The sequence below is a fragment of the Micromonospora sp. WMMD980 genome (genome assembly GCF_029626035.1).
Classification (GTDB): Bacteria; Actinomycetota; Actinomycetes; order Mycobacteriales; family Micromonosporaceae; genus Micromonospora.
Genome location: NZ_JARUBE010000003.1, coordinates 3,979,404 through 3,997,930, shown reverse-complemented (window position 1 = coordinate 3,997,930; position 18,527 = coordinate 3,979,404). Strand labels below are relative to the sequence as shown.

At 72.0% G+C, this 18,527-nt stretch carries 21 protein-coding genes, 1 tRNA gene and 1 pseudogene; 15 read left to right on the top strand and 8 right to left on the bottom strand.

The window, feature by feature from the left end:
* Positions 1-4: 4 nt before the first annotated feature.
* From O7618_RS18660 to O7618_RS18650, 3 genes are all read right to left on the bottom strand, one after another.
* Positions 5-1,096 (bottom strand): polysaccharide deacetylase family protein, encoded by a 1,092-nt coding sequence (locus O7618_RS18660; RefSeq protein WP_278107380.1) that lies wholly within the window; start codon positions 1,094-1,096, stop codon positions 5-7.
* Between the two features lie 150 nt (positions 1,097-1,246).
* On the bottom strand, positions 1,247-1,717 hold the full coding sequence (locus O7618_RS18655; RefSeq protein ID WP_278107379.1) for a DUF3291 domain-containing protein: 471 nt from the start codon (positions 1,715-1,717) through the stop codon (positions 1,247-1,249).
* A 21-nt stretch (positions 1,718-1,738) separates the two neighbouring features.
* Positions 1,739-2,356, bottom strand: a complete 618-nt coding sequence (locus tag O7618_RS18650) for a helix-turn-helix domain-containing protein (RefSeq protein ID WP_278107378.1) — start codon at positions 2,354-2,356, stop codon at positions 1,739-1,741.
* Positions 2,357-2,476: 120 nt separating this feature from the next.
* Between O7618_RS18650 and O7618_RS18645 the strand changes: the two genes are divergently transcribed.
* From O7618_RS18645 to O7618_RS18615, 7 genes are all read left to right on the top strand, one after another.
* Positions 2,477-2,995, top strand: a complete 519-nt coding sequence (locus O7618_RS18645; protein ID WP_278107377.1) for a SigE family RNA polymerase sigma factor — start codon at positions 2,477-2,479, stop codon at positions 2,993-2,995.
* Positions 2,992-3,789 (top strand): hypothetical protein, encoded by a 798-nt coding sequence (locus O7618_RS18640; RefSeq protein WP_278107375.1) that lies wholly within the window; start codon positions 2,992-2,994, stop codon positions 3,787-3,789. Before O7618_RS18645 ends, O7618_RS18640 begins: the two co-directional genes overlap by 4 nt.
* 39 nt (positions 3,790-3,828) lie before the next feature.
* Complete coding sequence (locus tag O7618_RS18635) at positions 3,829-4,569, top strand: ABC transporter ATP-binding protein (RefSeq protein WP_347405384.1); 741 nt, start codon at positions 3,829-3,831, stop codon at positions 4,567-4,569.
* Entirely contained in the window at positions 4,562-5,767 is a 1,206-nt protein-coding gene (locus tag O7618_RS18630; RefSeq protein ID WP_278107374.1) for an ABC transporter permease, read from the top strand. The genes O7618_RS18635 and O7618_RS18630 overlap by 8 nt, the downstream gene beginning before the upstream one ends.
* A gap of 82 nt (positions 5,768-5,849) precedes the next feature.
* Positions 5,850-8,927: a VWD domain-containing protein gene (locus tag O7618_RS18625; protein ID WP_278107373.1), complete on the top strand. Its 3,078-nt coding sequence runs from the start codon at positions 5,850-5,852 to the stop codon at positions 8,925-8,927.
* A gap of 63 nt (positions 8,928-8,990) precedes the next feature.
* Positions 8,991-9,066 (top strand) — tRNA-Lys (locus tag O7618_RS18620).
* Between the two features lie 373 nt (positions 9,067-9,439).
* Positions 9,440-10,120 carry a YdcF family protein gene (locus O7618_RS18615; protein ID WP_278107371.1) on the top strand — a complete coding sequence of 227 codons (681 nt, stop codon included), beginning with the start codon at positions 9,440-9,442 and terminating at the stop codon, positions 10,118-10,120.
* Positions 10,121-10,126: 6 nt separating this feature from the next.
* Here the strand turns inward: O7618_RS18615 and O7618_RS18610 are convergent, their stop codons facing one another.
* Positions 10,127-11,353 carry a helix-turn-helix transcriptional regulator gene (locus tag O7618_RS18610; RefSeq protein ID WP_278107370.1) on the bottom strand — a complete coding sequence of 409 codons (1,227 nt, stop codon included), beginning with the start codon at positions 11,351-11,353 and terminating at the stop codon, positions 10,127-10,129.
* Between the two features lie 369 nt (positions 11,354-11,722).
* Here O7618_RS18610 and amcA (O7618_RS18605) point away from each other — a divergent pair, with 369 nt between their 5' ends.
* From amcA (O7618_RS18605) to O7618_RS18580, 6 genes and pseudogenes are all read left to right on the top strand, one after another.
* Entirely contained in the window at positions 11,723-11,887 is a 165-nt protein-coding gene (gene amcA, locus O7618_RS18605; RefSeq protein WP_278107369.1) for a multiple cyclophane-containing RiPP AmcA, read from the top strand.
* On the top strand, positions 11,884-12,231 hold the full coding sequence (locus O7618_RS18600) for a hypothetical protein (protein WP_278107368.1): 348 nt from the start codon (positions 11,884-11,886) through the stop codon (positions 12,229-12,231). Before amcA (O7618_RS18605) ends, O7618_RS18600 begins: the two co-directional genes overlap by 4 nt.
* Positions 12,228-13,364: a cyclophane-forming radical SAM peptide maturase AmcB gene (gene amcB / locus O7618_RS18595; protein WP_278107367.1), complete on the top strand. Its 1,137-nt coding sequence runs from the start codon at positions 12,228-12,230 to the stop codon at positions 13,362-13,364. Before O7618_RS18600 ends, amcB begins: the two co-directional genes overlap by 4 nt.
* On the top strand, positions 13,361-13,543 hold the full coding sequence (amcA, locus tag O7618_RS18590) for a multiple cyclophane-containing RiPP AmcA (protein WP_278107365.1): 183 nt from the start codon (positions 13,361-13,363) through the stop codon (positions 13,541-13,543). Before amcB ends, amcA (O7618_RS18590) begins: the two co-directional genes overlap by 4 nt.
* Before the next feature lie 61 nt (positions 13,544-13,604).
* The gene (locus O7618_RS18585; protein WP_278107364.1) at positions 13,605-14,267 is read left to right on the top strand and encodes a pentapeptide repeat-containing protein; all 663 of its coding nucleotides are present in this window, start codon (positions 13,605-13,607) and stop codon (positions 14,265-14,267) included.
* A 15-nt stretch (positions 14,268-14,282) separates the two neighbouring features.
* Positions 14,283-14,525, top strand: a pseudogene (locus O7618_RS18580) (kinase); the annotation flags it as partial.
* Between the two features lie 80 nt (positions 14,526-14,605).
* Here the strand turns inward: O7618_RS18580 and O7618_RS18575 are convergent.
* Positions 14,606-15,037, bottom strand: a complete 432-nt coding sequence (locus O7618_RS18575; RefSeq protein ID WP_278107362.1) for a DUF1772 domain-containing protein — start codon at positions 15,035-15,037, stop codon at positions 14,606-14,608.
* A gap of 102 nt (positions 15,038-15,139) precedes the next feature.
* Here O7618_RS18575 and O7618_RS18570 point away from each other — a divergent pair, with 102 nt between their 5' ends.
* Positions 15,140-15,718: a TetR/AcrR family transcriptional regulator gene (locus tag O7618_RS18570; protein WP_278107361.1), complete on the top strand. Its 579-nt coding sequence runs from the start codon at positions 15,140-15,142 to the stop codon at positions 15,716-15,718.
* 393 nt (positions 15,719-16,111) lie between these two features.
* Positions 16,112-17,395 carry a DUF885 domain-containing protein gene (locus tag O7618_RS18565; protein ID WP_278107358.1) on the top strand — a complete coding sequence of 428 codons (1,284 nt, stop codon included), beginning with the start codon at positions 16,112-16,114 and terminating at the stop codon, positions 17,393-17,395.
* 10 nt (positions 17,396-17,405) lie between these two features.
* On the opposite strand, the gene O7618_RS18560 is transcribed toward O7618_RS18565, so the two are convergent.
* The 3 genes from O7618_RS18560 to O7618_RS18550 are packed head-to-tail and all read right to left on the bottom strand — an operon-like array spanning position 17,406 to position 18,401.
* Positions 17,406-17,762 (bottom strand): VOC family protein, encoded by a 357-nt coding sequence (locus tag O7618_RS18560; RefSeq protein ID WP_278107357.1) that lies wholly within the window; start codon positions 17,760-17,762, stop codon positions 17,406-17,408.
* Positions 17,763-17,792: 30 nt separating this feature from the next.
* Positions 17,793-18,230, bottom strand: a complete 438-nt coding sequence (locus O7618_RS18555) for a VOC family protein (RefSeq protein ID WP_278107356.1) — start codon at positions 18,228-18,230, stop codon at positions 17,793-17,795.
* A 9-nt stretch (positions 18,231-18,239) separates the two neighbouring features.
* Positions 18,240-18,401 (bottom strand): hypothetical protein, encoded by a 162-nt coding sequence (locus tag O7618_RS18550; RefSeq protein WP_278107355.1) that lies wholly within the window; start codon positions 18,399-18,401, stop codon positions 18,240-18,242.
* Positions 18,402-18,527: the final 126 nt, after the last annotated feature.

Sequence of the window (18,527 nt, the reverse complement as noted above, 5' to 3'; positions counted from 1 at the left end):
TGCGCTACGAGCCGGAGCAGGTGAGCCCGCTCGGCGCCGGTGAGCTGCTGCCGTTGGCGAGGAAGCCGAAGGTCGTCGACCCGCCGGCGTTGAGGCTGCCGTTGTAGGCGGCGTTGCGGATGCTGACCGCGCCGGTGCTGCCGGTGGCCACCCCGTTCCACACGTTGGCGATGCTCTGCCCGCCGGCGAGGGTCATCCGGACCGTCCAGCCGGTGACGGCCCGGGTGCTGCTCACGGTCACCTCGCCCTGGAAGCCGCCGGTCCAACTGCTGACCAGCCGGTAGCTCGCGGTGCAGACCCCCGAGGGGTCCGACGGCGGCGGGGTGCTGGGCGGGGGCGTGGTGGGCGGGGGCGTGGTGGGCGGGGGAGGGGTGCCGTCCGGGGCCACGGCCCGGCCGGTGGCCGGCGAGATCATGCCGGCGCAGAGTCCCCGGCTCGACAGGTTGCTGACGATCCGTGGGATGGCCGCGATCGTGTTCGCCGGCCAGTCGTGCATCAGGATGGACTGCCCGGCCTGGAGGCGGCTCGCGTTCTGGACGATCTGGTCGGTGCTGGCGTTGTTCCAGTCCTGGGAGTCCACGTCGGCGTTGATCTCGGTCAGCCCGAACTGGGCCTCGACCGCCCGCAGCGTCGCGTTGGACTCCAGGTAGGGCGGTCGGAACAGCTTGGGGGCCTCGCCGGTGGCCTGCTGGATCGCCTGCTGGGTCTGGGAGATCTCCGAGGTCATCTGCGCCTGGCTGAGCTGGGTCATGTGGGGGTGCGTCCAACTGTGGTTGCCGACCCACATGCCGGCGTCCCGCTGGGACCGGGCCAGCGCCGGGTTGGCCTGCACGTTCTGGCCGACGTTGAAGAACGTCGCCCGTACGCCGGCCGCCTTGAGGGTGTTGATCAGCGTCGTGGTGTTGCCGGGGGTGGGGCCGTCGTCGAAGGTCAGCGCCACGTAGCCGGTGCAGGCGGCGGCCATCGAGGGCCCGGCGGTGACGGCGAGGCCGGACGTGACGGCGGTCAGGAGGGCGGCGGCTGCGGCCACCACCACCGCCGGGCGGCGCGAGGGTCGGGTCGGGGCAGCCGTCGGTGCGACCGGGAAGGGTGTCATCGAGGTTCTCCCGCTGGGGTTCGAGGTGCTGCTCGGCGCCCTGCGGATCACGTCGCCCGGAGTCGGTCCGCATCGCCTCGGCGCGGCGCTGGCAGCGATGTCCTGTCGGTGGCCACGGTGCGATCCGTGGCCAGCCCGGCTCCGCTGCGATTATGCCGTTCGAATTTGACGACCGTCAATCGATGCGGGGAACGGCTCGCGCAGTGTGAACGCCTCCGCCGACGGCCCGTCGCGCCGCAACGCCTCCAGCCGGTCGGCCGCCTCCTCGATGGACGGCAGCGTGCCGGCCGGGATCCACCAGAGCGCCAGGTGCTCCGCGTCGAGCGGGACGAACCAGTCCCGCCGCCGGCGCATCGGCTCCAGGTGTGCGGTCCGGTAGACGAAGGCGCGCAACGACTCGACCGACTCCCACACGGTCAGGTTCACGATGACGTCCGGCTCGAAGGGCCGGAAAGCGGTCGCGTCGCCGGAGTCGTCCTGCAACCGCCAGACGTAGCCGGGGGAGCGTTCGGCCAGGTCGTGGATCTCGGGCAGCCGGGCGACGAAATCGGCGAGTTCGGGGCTGTCGATCGGTGCGCGCAGTCGGGCGATGTTCAACTGCGCGAGGTGATGGTCGGCCATGGAGCCAGATTACCTTCTATGTCAATGCTCATTGTTTTTAGAGTGGATCGCCACGCAGCAGCCGGTCGGACCCGGATCGAGCCGCGCCACGTGGCCGCCGTCGCCCACCACCGCTTCGAGCATCGCCAGGTTCAACCCGCAGACCAGCCCGGGGTGCGAGTGCGCCAGCGCGTCGAACGGGCAGTTGCGCAGCCGGATCGTCCGGTCGGCGTCCTCGTACGGCTCGTAGCCCAGCGCCGCCAGCCGCGGGATGGCATCCCCGCCGGCGAGCTTCGCCCCCTGCTCGGCGGCGGCCGCGTACGCCGCCGGCTCGGCCCCGACCCGCTCGATCGCGCTCGCCAACACCCCGGCCAGCAGCCGGTAGTCACGCGGCGGCACGGTCACCGTGTGCTCGGCCGCAGACCGGCGGTACAGCTTCGCCGGCCGTCCCGCCCCCGGCCCGCCGGCGCGGGGTGCGTTGGCCGACTCCAGCAGCCCGGCGTCGGTCAGCTTGTCCAGGTGGAACGCCGCCAGGGTGCGGCCGATGCCGACCGCCTCGGCCACCTCGTTGCGGCCCACCGGCTCGGCCTGTGCGGCGACGTACTCGTAGACCGTCCGGCGCACCGGCTCCCGCAACGCGGCGATGGCCTCCAGTGACATGGCCCCGACGCTACCCGGGCGGGCGCCGACGCTCGGAAGATGTCAGCGTGGCCGGGCAACCGATCGGTGGCCGTGCGGGTCTAGTAGCGGTGGAAGCCGAGGTCGGTAGGGGGAGCATCCGTGGACGCGGGCATTGAGGCCGAGCTTCACTCATTCGTCGAGGCGCGCTATCTGCATCTGCGTCGCACCGCCTACCTGCTCTGCGGCGACTGGAAACGCGCGGAGGACCTGGTGCAGAACGTGCTCGCCCGGCTGGTCGTCGCGGCCCGTCGTCGTTCGATCGACTCGCTCGACGCGTACGCCCGCATCATTCTGACCCGGGTCTATCTCGATGACCGCCGGCGCTATCCGCGCTGGCGGGAGCGGTCGCTGGCGGAAGTCGTCGAGCATCCGACACCTCCCGGCGACCAGGCGCTGGCGTTGACGGTGCTCGGCGTACTCCGCGCCTTGCCGCCTCGTCAGCGCGCGGCCGTGGTGCTCCGCTACTGGGAGGACCGGAGCACCGAGGAGACCGCGGAGTTGCTCGGCGTCACCACCGGCACCGTCAAGAGCCAGTGCGCCAAGGCGTTGGCGACACTGCGGGAACTCCTGACCGACCACCGGCCGCAACCGTCCGTCACGGGAAGTGGGGAATCATGACCAGCGATCAGGACATCAAGGGGCTGCTGACGATCGCGACGGGGGACGAGCCGCCGCCGACAGCCGGGCCGACGGACGTCTTCCGGGGCGCGCGCACCATCCAGCGCCGTCGTCTGGTCAGCGGCCTGGCCGGGGCGGGCGTACTCGGCGTGGCCTTGACGGTCGGCGTCCTCGTCGCCACGTCGGGCCACCCCGGCGGCCGGGACACCGGCGCCGCGCCGGCCGGTCCCGGGACGACGCGGGTGGCCGCCGCGCCCTCGCCGTCGGCGGTCGACCCGCTGGAAACGTTGCGCGGGCTGCTGCCGGGGCAGATGAAGACCAGCGACGAGCGGTCCGACGGGGGCTTCGCCGGCCTCGTACTGATCGACGGCGCCGGTCGGACCGCGGTGGAGGTGAACGTCCAGCCGGGCTTCCCGGCGGGTGCGGGCAAGGCCGGCGGCGCCCGGCTGCTCGACCGTTACGACTGCGCGAAGCGGGCCGATCCCGCCGGCACCCGATGCGTGGCGTCGATCCTGCCCGACCAGACCAGGATCGTCGGCATCGACGGCCCGGCCGGCGAGTCGGACCCCGGTGTGCTTCGGCGTCAGGTCGATGCGCTCGGCGCCGACGGCCTGCGGGTCGTGGTGACCGCCTGGAACGCGGCCGAGCCGCGTCACGGTCCGGCCACCCGTCAGTCGCCCGCGCTCGACGGCGACCAGCTCCGACGGATCGCGACGAGCCAACGGTGGCGCACGGCGCCGACCGGGGAGTCGACCCGGGCCGGCGGCTCCTCGGGCGGCGGACGGGTCAACTGAGCATTTCTCGATCGAACGGCAGGGGGCCTCGGTGCGACGGTGTGGCGGCCCGATTGGCCCGAAGTGGCGAATGATCTGATCCGCCGCCGGTTCCCCGTGATCGAAATCCGCAACCGGGCTCGGCGAGGCCTCGAAGGTCCTGCCCATCCGCATCCCGGGCCCCCGCCGGTCGAGGCCCTCCGACCGGCGGATCTCGTCATCGAGCGGGGTGAGTACGTGACGGTGATGGGGCCTTCCGGCTCCGGCAAGTCCACCTTCCTGAACATCGTCGGGCTGCTCGATCGACCGACCACGGGGCGGTACGAGCTGGACGGCATCGACGTCGACGACCTTCGTGAGGGCGACCGCTCGGCACTGCGCGGCCGGCGGGTCGGCTTCGTCTTCCAGTCGTTCCACCTGCTGCCGTACCGCAGCGCGGCCGAGAACGTGGCGCTGGCCCAGTTGTACACCGGACCCACCGGCCGGGAACGGCGGCGGACCGCGCTGGAGGTCCTGGAACGGGTCGGGCTCGCCCACCGTGCCGACGCCCTCCCGACGATGCTCTCCGGCGGGGAACGTCAACGGGTGGCGATCGCGCGTGCCCTGGCCAACCAGCCGAGCCTGCTGCTCTGCGACGAGCCGACCGGCAACCTCGACAGCGAGACCGCGTCGGCGGTGCTCGCGCTCCTCGACGAGGTGCACACCGCCGGCTACACGGTGATCGTGATCACCCACGACCCGGAGGTGGCCACGCGAGGCCCGCGCCGGATCACCATCCGCGACGGAGTCCTGAATGGATAGGCGCCCCCGGCTCACCATCCGAGACCTGGTCGGAGAGGCCGTCTCCGGCATTCTGCAACGCCCCGGCCGGGCGACCCTGACCATGCTCGGCACCGTGCTCGGCATCGGCGCGATGGTGGCGATCCTCGGCCTCACCACGACGGCGAGCGGCCAGATCGACAGGCGGTTCACCGCCCTCGCCGCGACCGAGGTGACGGTGGAGGACGTCGGCGCGGACGAGATCAGCAACGAGATGAGCTTCCCCGCGGACTCGAGCAGCCGGATCCGCCAGATCAACGGCGTCGTCCGCGGTGGTGTCCTGTGGCCGTTGCCGTTACGCGGCGCGACCGTCAGCGGCGTGCCCGGGCTCGGCGGCAACGGTGACGGGCTGGCCCTCTACGCCGCCGAGCCCGACGCGATCGCGACGCTGCACCCGGTGATGCGGGCCGGCCGGATCTTCGACGCGTTCCACACCGGCCGGAGAGAACGGGTGGCGGTGCTCGGCGCCGGCGCGGCGAGTCGACTCGGCATCACCCGGCTCGACGCCTACCCCGCCGTGTTCATCAACGGCACGCCATACCTGGTCATCGGCATCATCGACGACCTGCAACGGCAGCCCGAGCTGCTGCTCGGCGTCATCCTGCCGGCGTCGACGGCGCTTCGGGCGTACGGGCCACCGATCGACCAGCCGGCGCGCATGGTGGTGGAGACGCGGCTCGGAGCGGCCCGGGTCGTCGCCGAGCAGGCGCCGCTCGCGCTCCGGCCGGACGCGCCGACCCGGCTCCGGGCCCTCGCGCCACCGGACCCGCAGACCCTGCGCGGCAACGTGACCGGCGACCTGAACATCCTGTTCGTCGTGCTCGCCGCCATCACCCTGGTGATCGGCGGCGTGAGCATCGCTAACACCACATTCGTCGCGGTCCTGGAACGGACCAACGAGATCGGGCTGCGGCGTTCGTTGGGTGCCCGGCCACGGCACGTCGCGGCCCACTTCCTGGCCGAGTCGGCCGCGCTCGGCACGCTCGGCGGGCTGGTGGGCACGAGTCTCGGCGTCGTCGTCGTGCTGGCGGTGGCGGTGGCGCAGGAATGGACGGCCGTCCTCCAACCGTGGACCGTCCTGTCGGCGCCGCCGGCCGGCATGCTCGTCGGCGTGGCGGCCGGCCTCTACCCGGCGATCCGTGCCGCCCGGACCGAACCGGTGGAGGCGCTACGTCGCTGACGACCGGAGGGCGCCGGCCCGGGAACGACCGGTCCCCGACAGTGCACGGGAATCCCGGGCCCACGCCCCTACAGTCCCCACCATGAGATGGACGGTGCGATCCACGACCGGGCTCGCCGTACTGGTGGCGGCCCTGCTGGCCGGGTCGGTGAGCGCCGCCGCGGCGCCCGCCGACGGCGGCCTCGGCCTGGCGCTGCGCCCGGGGCAGGCGGACTACCGCGCCGGCGACCAGGTCCGCCTGGACCTCACCGTCACGAACGCCACCGGGTCGGCGTGCGCGCTGCCCACCAGCGCCGTCGGCACCGTCCAGATCACCGGGGTACGCCGGGACGGACGCGATCTCACACCGACGCTGGCCCGCAGCTTCCACGACGACGGGATCGCGGCCTCGGCCACCGCCGGCCTGACCACCGTCGAGCCCGGCGCGACGGCCACCGTGGCGCTGACCGGGGTCCGGCTGCACGACGGCGACGCGCCCGGGGACGTCGTACTCCGCTCGGTGGCCGCCACCGGAGACGGCGGCGGCCTGGACTCGCTCTGGTCGGTCGGCGCTCCCGGCCGGTACGAGGTCACCGCCAGCTACGTGACGCTCCCGGTCACCGGCGCGGCGAATCTCTGTCCGGGCGCGACGGCGCTGCGGACCGCCGCGTTCACGGTCGGCGACGGCGGCGCGCCCGGCCGCCGCTGGCTCTGGCCGGCGGCCGGCGCGCTCTTGCTGGTGTTGCTCCTGGGCGCGCTCGTGATCCTGCTGCGGGCCCGCCGCCGTCGGCCGACCGCCGCCGCCGTGGCGCTGCTGTTGGTGGCGGTGGGCGCGCTGGTCGGCGGCGGTTCCCGGCCGGCCCGGGCGGACTACACCGTGGACCCGACCTCGGGCGTGCCAGTCACCGGCGTCGACTTCCAGGCCGCCGTGGACGGCTGCCTCAAGGGGTTCGCCGAGCCAGGTGGGGACCCGTCCGGCCTGCTGCCCCGCCTGAAGGACAAGAAGAGCCCCAAGGTGCGGATCATCCCCACCACGGGCGGCTCGGGCGCGTTCGAGACGCCGGAGAGCACCGACGGCAAGGGCTCGTCCACTGTCACCTGGAACCCGACCTCCACCGACGCGTACGACGACGGGGTGGCCCGGGACCCGTGCGCCGCGCTCTACCACGAGCTGAACCACGCCGACGACATCTCCCGCGACGTGGTCCCGCCGGGCCAGTGCGGGAGCACCGGGATCCCCACCGCCGAGGTGAAGGCGACGCTCGCGGAGAACCGCTACCGGGTGGCCAAGGGCCTGCCGCCGCGCACCCAGTACAAGGGAAACCCGCTGCCGAAGAGCCTCGACGAGTGCAAGAAACCGGCGAAGAAGACGCCCCCGCCGAAGGGGCCGGTGAAGCTCTGCGAGAACGGCGCCGACTGCGGCGGCACCAACGGTGACCCGCATCTGGTCACCTTCGACCGGGCCTACTACGACTTCCAGGCCGTCGGCGAGTTCACGCTGGTCGCCGCGGTGGGCGGTGACCCGCTGGAGGTGCAGGTCCGGCAGGCGCCGATGGCCGGCACCCGCACCGCCTCGGTCAACTCGGCGGTCGCGTTCCGGGTCGGCGCCCACCGCGTCGCGCTCACCCTCACCGGCGGCGCCACGAGGGTGCACGTCGACGGCGCGCCGCTCGCCGCGCCGCCGGAACGGACCGACCTGGCCGGCGGCGGCACCCTCACCCGCCGTGCCTCCGACACCGGGCCCGACGACGGGTACGACCTGACGTGGCCGGACGGCTCCGCCGCCGCTGTGGACCAGATCGGCCGCTACGGCTACCGGGTGCTGGTCCGGCTCGCCGAGGCCCGGGCCGGGAAGGTACGCGGCCTGCTCGGCGACTTCGACGGCGACGCGGGCGACGACATCGCCCCCGCCACCGGCGCCGCCCTCGCCCAGCCCGTGCCGTTCGCCAAGCTCTACCCGGCGTACGCGGACAGCTGGCGGATCACCGCGGACCGTTCGCTGCTGCACTACGACGAGGGGGAGGACACCGGCACGTTCACCGACCGGAGCTTCCCCGAGCGGCAGGTGACCACCGGCGACCTCGACCCGGCCCGGCGCGCCGCCGCGGAGCAGATGTGCCGGTGGGCCGGCGTCACCGCCGCCGGCCCGCTCGCCGAGTGCGTCTTCGACGTCGCGGTGAGCGGGCGGCCCGAGTTCGCCGTCGCCAGCGCCACCACCGAACGGATCAGCCCGCCGGTCGTCGCGCCGATCACCGCCGTGCCGGTCGCCACCGCCAGCCTGACCCCCGGCGGCGATCCGCTGACCTTCCCCGGGCGCGCCGGGGACGCCGTCTTCGTCGACGTCACCGCGCCCGGCATGGGGGACCGCTGCTCGCCGTATCTGCTCGCCGACCCGGGCGGGCGGGAGATCGCCGGCGGCTGCAACATCAACGGCGCCGGCTACGTCGACCGCGTCGACCTCACCGCCACCGGCACGTACGCGCTGCGGGTCGCCGCGGCGCCCGGCGACACCGGCCGCGCCGCCGTCCGGGTCTACGTGGCCAGGGACAGCGGCGGCACGCTGCAACCGAACGGCCCGGCCGTGACCGCGTCGATCGAGCAGCCCGGCGCCCGGGCGCGCTACCGGTTCGCCGGCCGTAAGGGCGAGCGCGTCTTCGTCGAGGTGCCCGAGAGCACGCTGCCCGACCAGTGCTCCCCGCTGGAACTGCGGGACCCGGAGGGGCAGTTGGTGAGCAGCGGGTGCGTCATCAACGGCGTCGGCGAGATCGACGGCACGCTCCTGCCCGCCGACGGGACGTACACCGTGGTGGTCGACCCGACCGAACGCGGCACCGGCGCCGCCACGCTGCGCCTGGTCGCCGGCCGGGACCGCGACGCCGCGATCACCGTCGGCGGGCCGCCGGTCGTCGCCGACGTCGACCGCCCCGGCGCGGTCACCGGCTACCGGTTCACCGCGGCCGCCGGGACGTCCGTGACGGTGACCGCGACCGCCGCGACGCTGCCCGACCAGTGCGGCGTGCTGGTGCTGCGCGCGCCGGACGGCGGCACGCTCGCCACCGGCTGCGTGATCAACGGGGCCGGCGGGATCACGTCGACGACGCTGCCGGCGGCCGGTGTCTACGTGCTCCAGGTCGACCCCTCGGGGCCCGCGACCGGGCAGGTCACGGTGGCTCTGCGGTGAGACGGCCCCCTGCGTGCGGGGGTCGGTGCGGCGGCTGCTAACGTTCCGTCCCGTTGTCGGTGAGCGCCGCTAGCTCAACTGGCAGAGCAGCGGACTCTTAATCCGCGGGTTCGGGGTTCGAGTCCCTGGCGGCGCACCAACGAGAAGGGCCCTGGCCCGGTGGTTCACACCGGGTCGGGGTCTTCTTCTCGTACGCGGGCGGTGGGTGGTCGCTCGGTGGGTGCTCGAGGGCCGTTGGACCGGGCCGGGGTTGCTGGGACATGTGGTTGTTCCGTGGACGACTGCCCTCATGGTCATCTCTGAGGTGGCCAGCCTGCATCGGGCCTTCGGGGTCATTGGGCATCCGCCAGTCCGGGCGTCGATGCACCGCACCCCTTCACGATGCCTTGGCCGCTTCCAGCCCTCTGGTCCTGACGAGGTCAGCGGCGTGGTGCTGGAGTCAGCGGCGTCCTGCTGCCCTGCTAGCCCTACTCTGGCGGCATGAGGGAACCAGCGCGGACCGGACCTGGTAGGTGCTGATGAACCGGCATGCAGAGGCACCTGCCCAGGCGATCCCTGACGCGATCCGGGCTGATATGGAGACGCTGTGGCGCTACCACGACATGCGTCACGAATTGCGCCCGTGCGACGTGGGGATCGGATTGGGCAGTCATGACCTCGGGGTGGCTGTCATCGCGGCGCGCTTGTTTCACGAGGGCCTGTTCCCCAGGATCGTGTTCACCGGCGCGAACGCCCCGACGACCGTCGAGCGGTTCCCACGGGGAGAAGCAGTGCACTACCGCGAGTACGCCATTGAGCAGGGCGTACCCGGGGAGGCGATTCTCGTGGAGCCGCGTGCCACGAACACCGCTCAGAATCTGGAGTACTCGCGTCAGCTCCTGACTGAACACCAGATTCCGGTGCGGTCGGTGCTGATCATGTCGCGGCCCTACCAGCAGCGTCGGGCCTACGCCACCTGCAGGCTGGTGTGGCCGGAGGTCGATGTGGTGTGCGCGTCGAACCCGCTCGAACTGGACGACTACGTGCGCAGCATCGGCGACCCGCGGCGGGTGGTGGACATGCTGGTCGGCGACACGCAGCGGATCGAGGTGTACGCCGAGCGCGGGTTCGCGATCCCACAGGAGATGCCGGACGAGGTGCGGACGGCGTTCGAGCGTCTGGTGGCGGCCGGCTACACGAGCCGGCTGATCTGAGTCCAGTTACCAGCGGGGTCCACCCGAGCGGACGCCCATTCGGTCGCTGAGTTCGACGGCCAGTCGTGGTGGCCGGGGGCGGGTGAGGATGTCCCGGACGAGGTCGCGGGAGAGCTGGTGGTAGCGCACCTGGTCGGGCCCGAGGGTCTCGGCGTCCAGAAGCGCAGCGAGCGCGTCGTCGATGCGGTTCCACCGGGCAAGGGCTCGGGCGGTTTCGATGGCGTGCCGAACCTGCCGCTCGACGGGCACGGTACTGGTGTCGAGTGGGGCGCCGATGGCGATGGCGCGTTGCACATCGCCGAGTTCCATCGCCACGGTCGTCTTGTGGATCGACACGTTGGTCGGCCCGAACGCGGTCCACACGTGGTTGCCATCGGCGCCGAGCCGCTGCGCGGCGGCATCGGCCTCGGCGATGTGGGTGTCGGCGGAGGCGCGGTCGTCGTCCCTCGCGGCGGCCAGCGCGCAGACGAGGTGCAGGCTGCCGTAGACCGACAGCAGCTGCGGAGTCGGCTTGGCGAGCCGTGGTTCCAGGAACTGCGCTGCCGTGGCGGCGAGGCCGCGGGCTTGGGCGTACTCACCGATGGACGCCAGCGAGTGTGCGGCGGAGCGGCTGAGTGAGCCGATGACGACGTGGTCATGGCTGGCGTTGGCGGCGGCCAGTCCTCGGCTGGCGGCGGTCCACGCGAGGTCACCTTCGCCGAGCTTGGTGAGGAACAATGCGGCGAGCTGGTGGGCGTAGGCGGTCATCGCGTGTGCGCGCTGGCCGTCGTCTCCGTCGTACGCCTCGGTGGCGGTGAGGCAGTCGTGGATGAGGTAGGGCAGCCGGCGGGCGAGGGTGCCGTATCGGGAGTGCTGGTAGGCGGTCCAGATTTCGGCGACGTCGTTCTCGATTTCGCACAAGGTAGGTGCCTCGCTGGCTCCCGTGCTGGCCAGCGTCGGCGCGAGGTGACGATAGTCGTGAAGCGCGGCCCGCAAAGCCGGGATGGTCTCGCGACCTGAGTCGTCCGACCACTCGAACAGGCTCGGCGCGCCGATCAGGTCGCCGAGGGACACGTCGAGGGCCTTGGCGATGGCGCGTATGACCGACAGCCGGTCCAGGTCGGCCCGGTTCGTCTCGACTTTGCGTAGCCATTCCTGTGTCTTGCCGACCAGACCGGCCAGCACCTCCTGGGAGAGTCCTCGCCGACGCCGGTAGAAGGCGACGCGCTGGCCGATCGTCATGTCGTCCGTCATCCCTCGCACACCATCACCCTGCCCGCTGAAGCGCGCCGGACCCGGTACGGATTTTCCCGGTCCTCCGAAGGGGCCGCCCCTACGTTCAGTTCACCCCGGATCACCGGCGTGTGTCGATGCCGGTATCGGGATGGCTGATAGGGAGCTGCAGATGGAGGGATCGATGAGCGGCGCTCCACACCACGGTTTGGGCCGCTGGCTCGGCCCGTCCGGGAGCGAACTGTCTCGACGCTTTCCCCGCTTGCGTACCGCCGTGAGGGCTGCGTGGGTGGGTGATCGGCGGTCTGCTCCCAGCCGCCGTGGCGCGGCGGCGGGCTCGCCATTCCCCCGGCGAGCCCGCCGCTCATCGTCCCTGGTGGGGATGGCGGCATGACGGTGTACGTCTCGCGTAACGCCATGGCCAGCCAGTCCCGGCACCCCGAGCTCAGGTGGACGGCCCCGCCGGGGCAGGTGTGGCCCGCTGACCCGCCGCTGCTCACCTTCGTGTGGCGTCGGCTGTTCGAGCAGCAAGCCCGCGAAGGCGGTCGCCGGTGACTGGCCAGCAGCGCCGTCCCGCGGCGAACCGGCTCGCGCCGGCCGAGGTGGAACATCTGCCGATGCGCCCGCTGTGGCGGTGCCGCCGATGCGGGCAGCCGTGGCCCTGCGGCGCAGCGAAGCTCGCGCTCCTGGCCGAGTACCGAGAAGTGCCGGTGAGCCTGTTCCTCTACCTGGCCAGCTGCCTGTACGACGCGATCGACGACCTTCACCGGCTCAACCCGAGCGTCACGGGCAGCGCCGCCGACATGTTCGACCGGTTCCTCGGCTGGCCCGCCCGCCATACCCACGCCTACCGCGTCAGCACCCCCACGGACTTCAGCATCGAGGAGGCTCCCTCGTGAACGGCATCGGCCTCATTAACGCCACCGGCCAGCCAGCGATCGCCGGCAGCTTCCACACCCTGGTCGTGCAGCCGACGAGCTTCTGCAACCTCGACTGCACCTACTGCTACCTGCCCGATCGGAGATCCCGCCGCCTGATGAACGCGGCGGTCGCGCAGGCCTGCGCCGAATCGGTCGCCCAGCAGAACAGCGGTCATCCGGTGAGCGTCGTGTGGCACGGGGGCGAACCCATCGCCACACCCATCGAGCTGTTCCGGGACCTCTTGGCCCCGTTCGAGCAACTGCGGCGCGCAGACATGGTGCGTCACGAGATCCAGACGAACGCGACGCTGATCAACCGACAGTGGTGCGAGCTGTTCACCGCTTACGGCTTCGAGGTCGGGGTCAGCATGGACGGACCAGGCGCGTTGAACCGCAACCGCCTGGACCGGGCGAGCAATCCGACGGACGCGCGAGCCCTGCGCGGCATGCGGATCCTGGCCGAAGCGGGGCTTGGGTACTCGGTGATCTGTGTGGTCACCCCGGAAACCATCGACCACGCGGATGCCCTCGTCGACTTCTTCACCGGCCTGCCCGGCTGCGAGTCGGTCGGCTTCAACATCGAGGAGCAGGAGGGCACCGACCGGGCACCGGTGTCGGAGGATGCCGCGTACCGGTTCTGGCAGCACCTCATCGCACGTCGCGTCGGCGGCAGCCCGCTGCGGATCCGCGACGTGGACCGGCTGGCCGACTATCTCGCCGCCACCCGCGCTGGGCGCGTCCACCACGCCCCGTACGAGCCGATCCCGACCGTCTCCTGGGACGGGAAGGTGGTGCTGCTGTCACCGGAACTGCTCGGCACCACCGAGCCGCGATACGGCGACTTCATCGCCGGCAACGTCCTCCACCAGCCGATCACCGCCATGCTCGCCCGCGCCGGCGACCTGGACTACGTCGCCGAGTTCATCACGGCCCTCAACGACTGCGCCGAGCACTGTGCCTTCTACGACTTCTGCCGTGGCGCCCAGGCCGGCAACCGCTACTTCGAGCACGCGACATTCACCGCCCGGGAAACGACCTACTGCCGGACCACCCGACAGGCCCTCGTCCGCGCCGCCGCGGACCACCTCGCCCCTCCAGGAGAAGCACCATGACCAACGCCCTCGCGGTCCTCGTCAACGCCGCACCCGAGCAACTCACCCGCCTCGGCGTCGACCCCCAGCGGTCGGTAGAGCCGATCGACGCGGCGATGTTCGACAACCGCCCCACCTGGGCCAACAAGGGTAAGTTCGACAGCCGACCCGGCTGGGACAACTGGAACAAGAAGAAGTAGCCCCCGCCACCGGGCGCGCGGGGTGGCGTGCCCGCCCCGCGCCCGCACAGGTTGAGGACACATGCGCACCACCACGATCGGCGACGTGAAGGTCCTACTGCCGGACCTTGAACCAGACGACCTCGACACCACGACGGACCTGGCCGGCGACCTCACCGAGGCCCTCGTCGAGGGCGCAGGGTGGCACGGCTCCCAGCTTGAGGACGTCAGCATCCGCAGCAGCGTGATCACCGGCGTGGACCTGAGCGAGAGCACCTGGGAAGCCGGCAGCCTCTTCAGCTGCGAGTTCACCCGGACCGACTTCTCAGGCGCGACCCTGACCGGCACCACCATCGAACGATGCGCGATCACCGGCTCCCGGTTCACTGGCACCAGACTCACCGACGTACGCCTCAAGGACGTCCTGTTCGACAGCTGCCGCTTCGACTACGCCACCTTCCACCGCGTCACCGCCGCCGGCTCGGTCGCGTTCACCGACTGCACTCTCACCAACGGCGCGTGGTCTTCCTGCCGACTACCGCGCATCGCACTTCGGTCCTGCGACCTGACCAGTCTGGAATTGGACTCCTGTCACCTCGACGGTGCTGACCTGCGGGGCAGCCGCCTTCACGGCCTCAAGACGAAGCTGGATAACCTGCACGGCGTCATCCTCGGCGAGGACCAACTGCCTGACCTCACACAGTTGACCGTTGCCGCGCTCGACCTCACCGTGCGCAACGAGTGAAGCCGAAGAGGCATCGTGGTCGCTGAACCCACTGGCAGTCCGGACACGATCCTCGTCTGTATCCGGGGCAACTCCGGCTCGGGCAAGAGCAGCATCGCCCGGGAACTACGACGCCGGCACGGCCGGGGCTGCGTACTGGTCGAGCAGGACTACCTGCCTCGCATCCTGCTGCGCGAGCGGGACAAGCCCGGCGGCGCGGCGCCGGCGTTGATCGCGCAGACCGTCCGATTCGCCCTCGACCACGGCCACCACGTGGTGCCGTTCCGGCGCACCAATGATCGAGGCCCCGACCCGGTGGTTAGCTCCCGGGCCGGGGCCTCTTCAGGTCTCCTGCACTGTCAGACGAGGGCGGCGGCCAGCAGGGCGAAAGCGGCGACGATGACCGCGACGCGGACGTAGTGGAGGCGGTCCCAGCGGTTCATCTGCTGCTTCCAGTCGGCGGGTCGGTTCTCCGGAGTCCACGTCTTGCTTCGGTTGTTGATCGGGACGAGCAGCAGGATCGATATGATCACGCTGACGATCAGCAGCGCGCCGGCGGCGATGACGCGGCCGTTGCCAGGGTGGTCCCATCTTCCGACGGCCCAGACCGCCACGAGCGCGAGCGAGCCGAGGTACCAGAACGGCATCAGCGCGCCGAGCATCCGGCCCCCGTGGGCGCGGCCCAGTTGGCTTGCGTCGTCGGGGAGCGCGTTGAGGATCGGGTTGATGACGAAGGCGACGGAGAACTCCACCCCCACCATGACGCCGACGACCACGACGGTGAACACCATGAGTGCGTTGAACATGAGGAACCCCAGAATCTAGCGCCGCTAGCGAATGCTGCAACGCTAGCATTTCGTTGCTCCAATGCCTAGCGATGCTAGAGTCGGGGCATGTCGGTGCAGGAGCGCAAGGAGCGGGAGCGGGCGGAGCGCGAGCGTCTCATCGTGGCGACGGCTCGACAACTCGCCGAGCAGCAGGGCTGGGACGCGGTCACCACCCGCCGGCTCGCCGAGCGCATCGAGTACAGCCAACCCGTCCTCTACAGCCACTTCCGAGGCAAGCGCGAGATCATCGGTGCCGTCGCCCTCGACGGCGCCACCGAGATGGCCGCCGCGCTGCGGGCAGCCGCCTCCAAGGTGGACGGCCCGCGCGCCAGGGTCACCGCGCTCGCCCGCGTCTACCTGGACTTCGCCGCACGCAGCCCGGCGGTCTACGACGCCATGTTCCAGCTCGACGGCGGTTTGGCGTTCGCGGCGGCGGAGACGCCCGAGCCGCTCAAGGACGCCTTCGCCGCCCTGCTGGACAGCCTCGGCGAGGTCGCCGGCGACGGGGTCGACCCGGGGATGTTCACCGAGGTGTTCTGGGCGGCCCTGCATGGACTGGCGACGCTCACGCGGGCGGGACGGCTGCCGCCGGAGGACGCCGAGCGGAGGACGGAGCTGTTGGCGGACCGGCTCGCCATGCTTTGAGGCGCCGTCTCGATGGGTACCCGCCAGGTTCGGAACGCTCCAGGGTCGACGGTCCGGGCGTAGCATCGCCTTCGTGATCGTCGAGGACTTCGCCGGTGGGCTGCTGCGCGACCTGGCCCGCCTCGACCCGTGCGCGGCCGTGGTCGAGGTCGGCGAGCAGGACGTCGACGGGCTCACCGACTACAGCCCCGAGGGTCACCAGGCACGCGCCGACCTCGCCGCCTCCGCCCTGCGCGAGCTGACGGCCCTGCCCGCGCAGGGCCCGTTGCACGCCCATCTCACCGAACGGCTGCGGACCCGACTCGCCTTCCACGACGCCGGGGAGGACCCGGCGAGCTGCACGCGGCGGCCACCGGCCCACTCCCGCTCATCCGCCAGGCCGTCGAGGCCGGAGTGCCCGCCCGGGACGTCGCGGGCGCGGCCTACGAGGAGGGCTGGGCGCGGGTGGGTGCGCGCCAGGCCGCGATCCCCACGACCCTGGAGGGGTACGCCCGCAGCCTCCTGCTCGCCGCCGAGCGCGGTCACCGGCCCACGCGGCGGCAGGTGGAGCTGGTGGCGCAGCGCTGCCGCACCTGGGCCGACGAGGACATCGCCCTGGTGGAGCGCTACGGCGACGGACGTCACCAGGCGTCGTTGCGGGCGGCGGCGCAGGGCGCGCGGGACGCGTACCGGAAGTTGGCCGCGACGCTCACCGCGGACCTGGCGCCCCGGGCGCGCGACGACGAGGCGTTCGGGCCGGAGCGGTACAGGCTCTGGATGCGGACCTTCCTCGCCGACGAGCCGGACCCGCGTGAGCTCCACGACTGGGGTTGGGACGAGTTCGCCGCGATCGAGGCGGAGTTGGCCGCCGAGACGAAGGCGCTGGGCGGGAGCGTGCCCGAGGTGATCGAGCGGCTCGACCGCCCCGACGGGCCGGGCGTCCGGCTCGGCCGGGCCGAGTTCGGCGCATGGTTGCAGGAGCTGCTGGAAACCAGCGTCGCGGACCTGGACGGAGCGCACTTCGACATTCCCGCGCCGCTGCGGCGGATCGAGTCGCGGGTGACCGGCTCGGCCGGCACCTCCTACACCCGGCCGTCGCGGGACCTGACGCGGCCGGGCCGGGCCTGGTGGTTCCTCCCCGAGGGCCAAGAGAGTTTTCCCACCTGGATCGCCTACAGCACGGCTTACCACGAGGGCGTTCCCGGCCACCACCTCCAGCTCGGACACGAGGCATGCCAGGGCGCTCTCGGGCAGCGGTTGAACCTGCTCGGCGGGCTCTCCGGCTGCCAGGAGGGGTGGGCGCTGTACGCCGAGCGGTTCATGGACGAGATCGGCTGCTACCAGCAGCCGGGCGCACGCCTGGGGCACCTGTTCATGCAGTTGCTGCGGGCGGCCCGGGTAGTGCTCGACGTCGGCCTGCACCTGCGACTGCCGATCCCGTCCGGCGGCGGCGAGCGGTGGACGCCGGATGCCGCACTGCGACTGCTACGGGACCGCTGCCACCAGGGGCCGTACGCGGCGGGCGAGCTCGCGCGCTATCTGGGCCGGCCGGGGCAGGCGCTCACCTACAAGGTGGGGGAGCGGGTGTGGCGGGCGGGCCGGGCGTCCTTCCGCGGTGACCGGCGGGCCTTCCACCGTCGGGCGCTGGAGGTCGGCTCGCACGGGCTGGACCAGTTGGCCCGGGCGCTCGCCGCGTGACCGGGCACCGTCAGCCGCGATAGTGGACCAGGCAGAACTCGTGGCCCTCCGGGTCGGTCATCACGACGACGACCCCCTCGTCGTAGTCGTGCCGCTCGCCGGTGGACGCGCCGCCGAGCCGCGCGACGGTCGCCACGGCCTCGTCGAGGTCGTCGACCGAGATGTCGAGGTGGATCCGGACCTTCCCGGTCCGGGGCTCGGTCACCGGCTGGAACACCAGCCGGGGCTGGGGATCACCGCGTTCGCCGAGGTAGACCCAGCCCTCCTGGGAGGCGCCGGGCTCGCGGCCGAGCAGGGCACTCCAGAACCGGGCGACCCGTTCCGGGTCGACGCAGTCGATGGTGACACCGGACCAGACGTTCGCCATCCGCCGATCCTGACAGATGCCGGCGGGGCGCTAGAGGACGTCGAACTCGTTGCCCTCCGGATCGGCCATCGTCACGTGGTCCGGCGTACCGTCCACATCGTCCAGCCGCAGCACCGCTCCGCCGGCTGCCACCAGCATGTCGACCGTCGCCCGGACCCGTGGCCAGCGCACCTCGGACGGTTCCTGCCGGCCGCCGCCGACGTGGACGTCGATGTGCATGCGGTTCTTGACCACCTTCGGCTCCGGCACCCTGAGGAACGAGATGCCGGGCCTTAGGCCGTCCGGGTCCTCGATGTACGCCCCGTCGTCCCACTCGTCCTCGGGCACCTGAAAGTGGACCAGCCACGCCTCCCGGGTGGGGAACCCCTCCGGCGGAGCGCCCGGGACGTATCCCAGCGCGAGGCACCAGAACGCCGCCAGCTCACGCGGGCGGGCGCAGTCGACGGTCAACGACCAGCGTTCGGACATGGCTCCACCCTAGATCGAGGTCCGCCAGCCGGGCCGCTTCGGGAGCAGCAGCTCCTCGTGGTCGAGTTCGCGTTGCAGGACGCACAGCTCCTCGTCGGGCAGCCGGCCGGCGTCGCGCCAGTGCTGCAACTCCTCACGCTGCGCGTCGATGGCCGCCCGGCGGACCCGCAACGCCGTCTCGTACTCCGGTGACCCACGCCCGCGCTCGTCACGCCGGGCGGGAGTGGCCGGCGCCTGTCACCGACGCCGCACCCACCGGACATGGCATTGACATGCGTCACTGTCCGGCCTAGGGTC

Excerpts from the sequence above, each read along its gene's own strand:
- O7618_RS18660 (WP_278107380.1), bottom strand. The coding sequence starts at position 1,096 with ATGACACCCTTCCCGGTCGCACCGACGGCTGCCCCGACCCGACCCTCG.
- O7618_RS18655 (WP_278107379.1), bottom strand. The coding sequence starts at position 1,717 with ATGGCCGACCATCACCTCGCGCAGTTGAACATCGCCCGACTGCGCGCA.
- O7618_RS18650 (WP_278107378.1), bottom strand. The coding sequence starts at position 2,356 with ATGTCACTGGAGGCCATCGCCGCGTTGCGGGAGCCGGTGCGCCGGACG.
- O7618_RS18640 (WP_278107375.1), top strand. The coding sequence starts at position 2,992 with ATGACCAGCGATCAGGACATCAAGGGGCTGCTGACGATCGCGACGGGG.
- O7618_RS18630 (WP_278107374.1), top strand. The coding sequence starts at position 4,562 with ATGGATAGGCGCCCCCGGCTCACCATCCGAGACCTGGTCGGAGAGGCC.
- O7618_RS18625 (WP_278107373.1), top strand. The coding sequence starts at position 5,850 with ATGAGATGGACGGTGCGATCCACGACCGGGCTCGCCGTACTGGTGGCG.
- O7618_RS18610 (WP_278107370.1), bottom strand. The coding sequence starts at position 11,353 with ATGACGGACGACATGACGATCGGCCAGCGCGTCGCCTTCTACCGGCGT.
- amcA (WP_278107369.1), top strand. The coding sequence starts at position 11,723 with ATGACGGTGTACGTCTCGCGTAACGCCATGGCCAGCCAGTCCCGGCAC.
- amcA (WP_278107365.1), top strand. The coding sequence starts at position 13,361 with ATGACCAACGCCCTCGCGGTCCTCGTCAACGCCGCACCCGAGCAACTC.
- O7618_RS18585 (WP_278107364.1), top strand. The coding sequence starts at position 13,605 with ATGCGCACCACCACGATCGGCGACGTGAAGGTCCTACTGCCGGACCTT.
- O7618_RS18575 (WP_278107362.1), bottom strand. The coding sequence starts at position 15,037 with ATGGTGTTCACCGTCGTGGTCGTCGGCGTCATGGTGGGGGTGGAGTTC.
- O7618_RS18570 (WP_278107361.1), top strand. The coding sequence starts at position 15,140 with ATGTCGGTGCAGGAGCGCAAGGAGCGGGAGCGGGCGGAGCGCGAGCGT.
- O7618_RS18560 (WP_278107357.1), bottom strand. The coding sequence starts at position 17,762 with ATGGCGAACGTCTGGTCCGGTGTCACCATCGACTGCGTCGACCCGGAA.
- O7618_RS18555 (WP_278107356.1), bottom strand. The coding sequence starts at position 18,230 with ATGTCCGAACGCTGGTCGTTGACCGTCGACTGCGCCCGCCCGCGTGAG.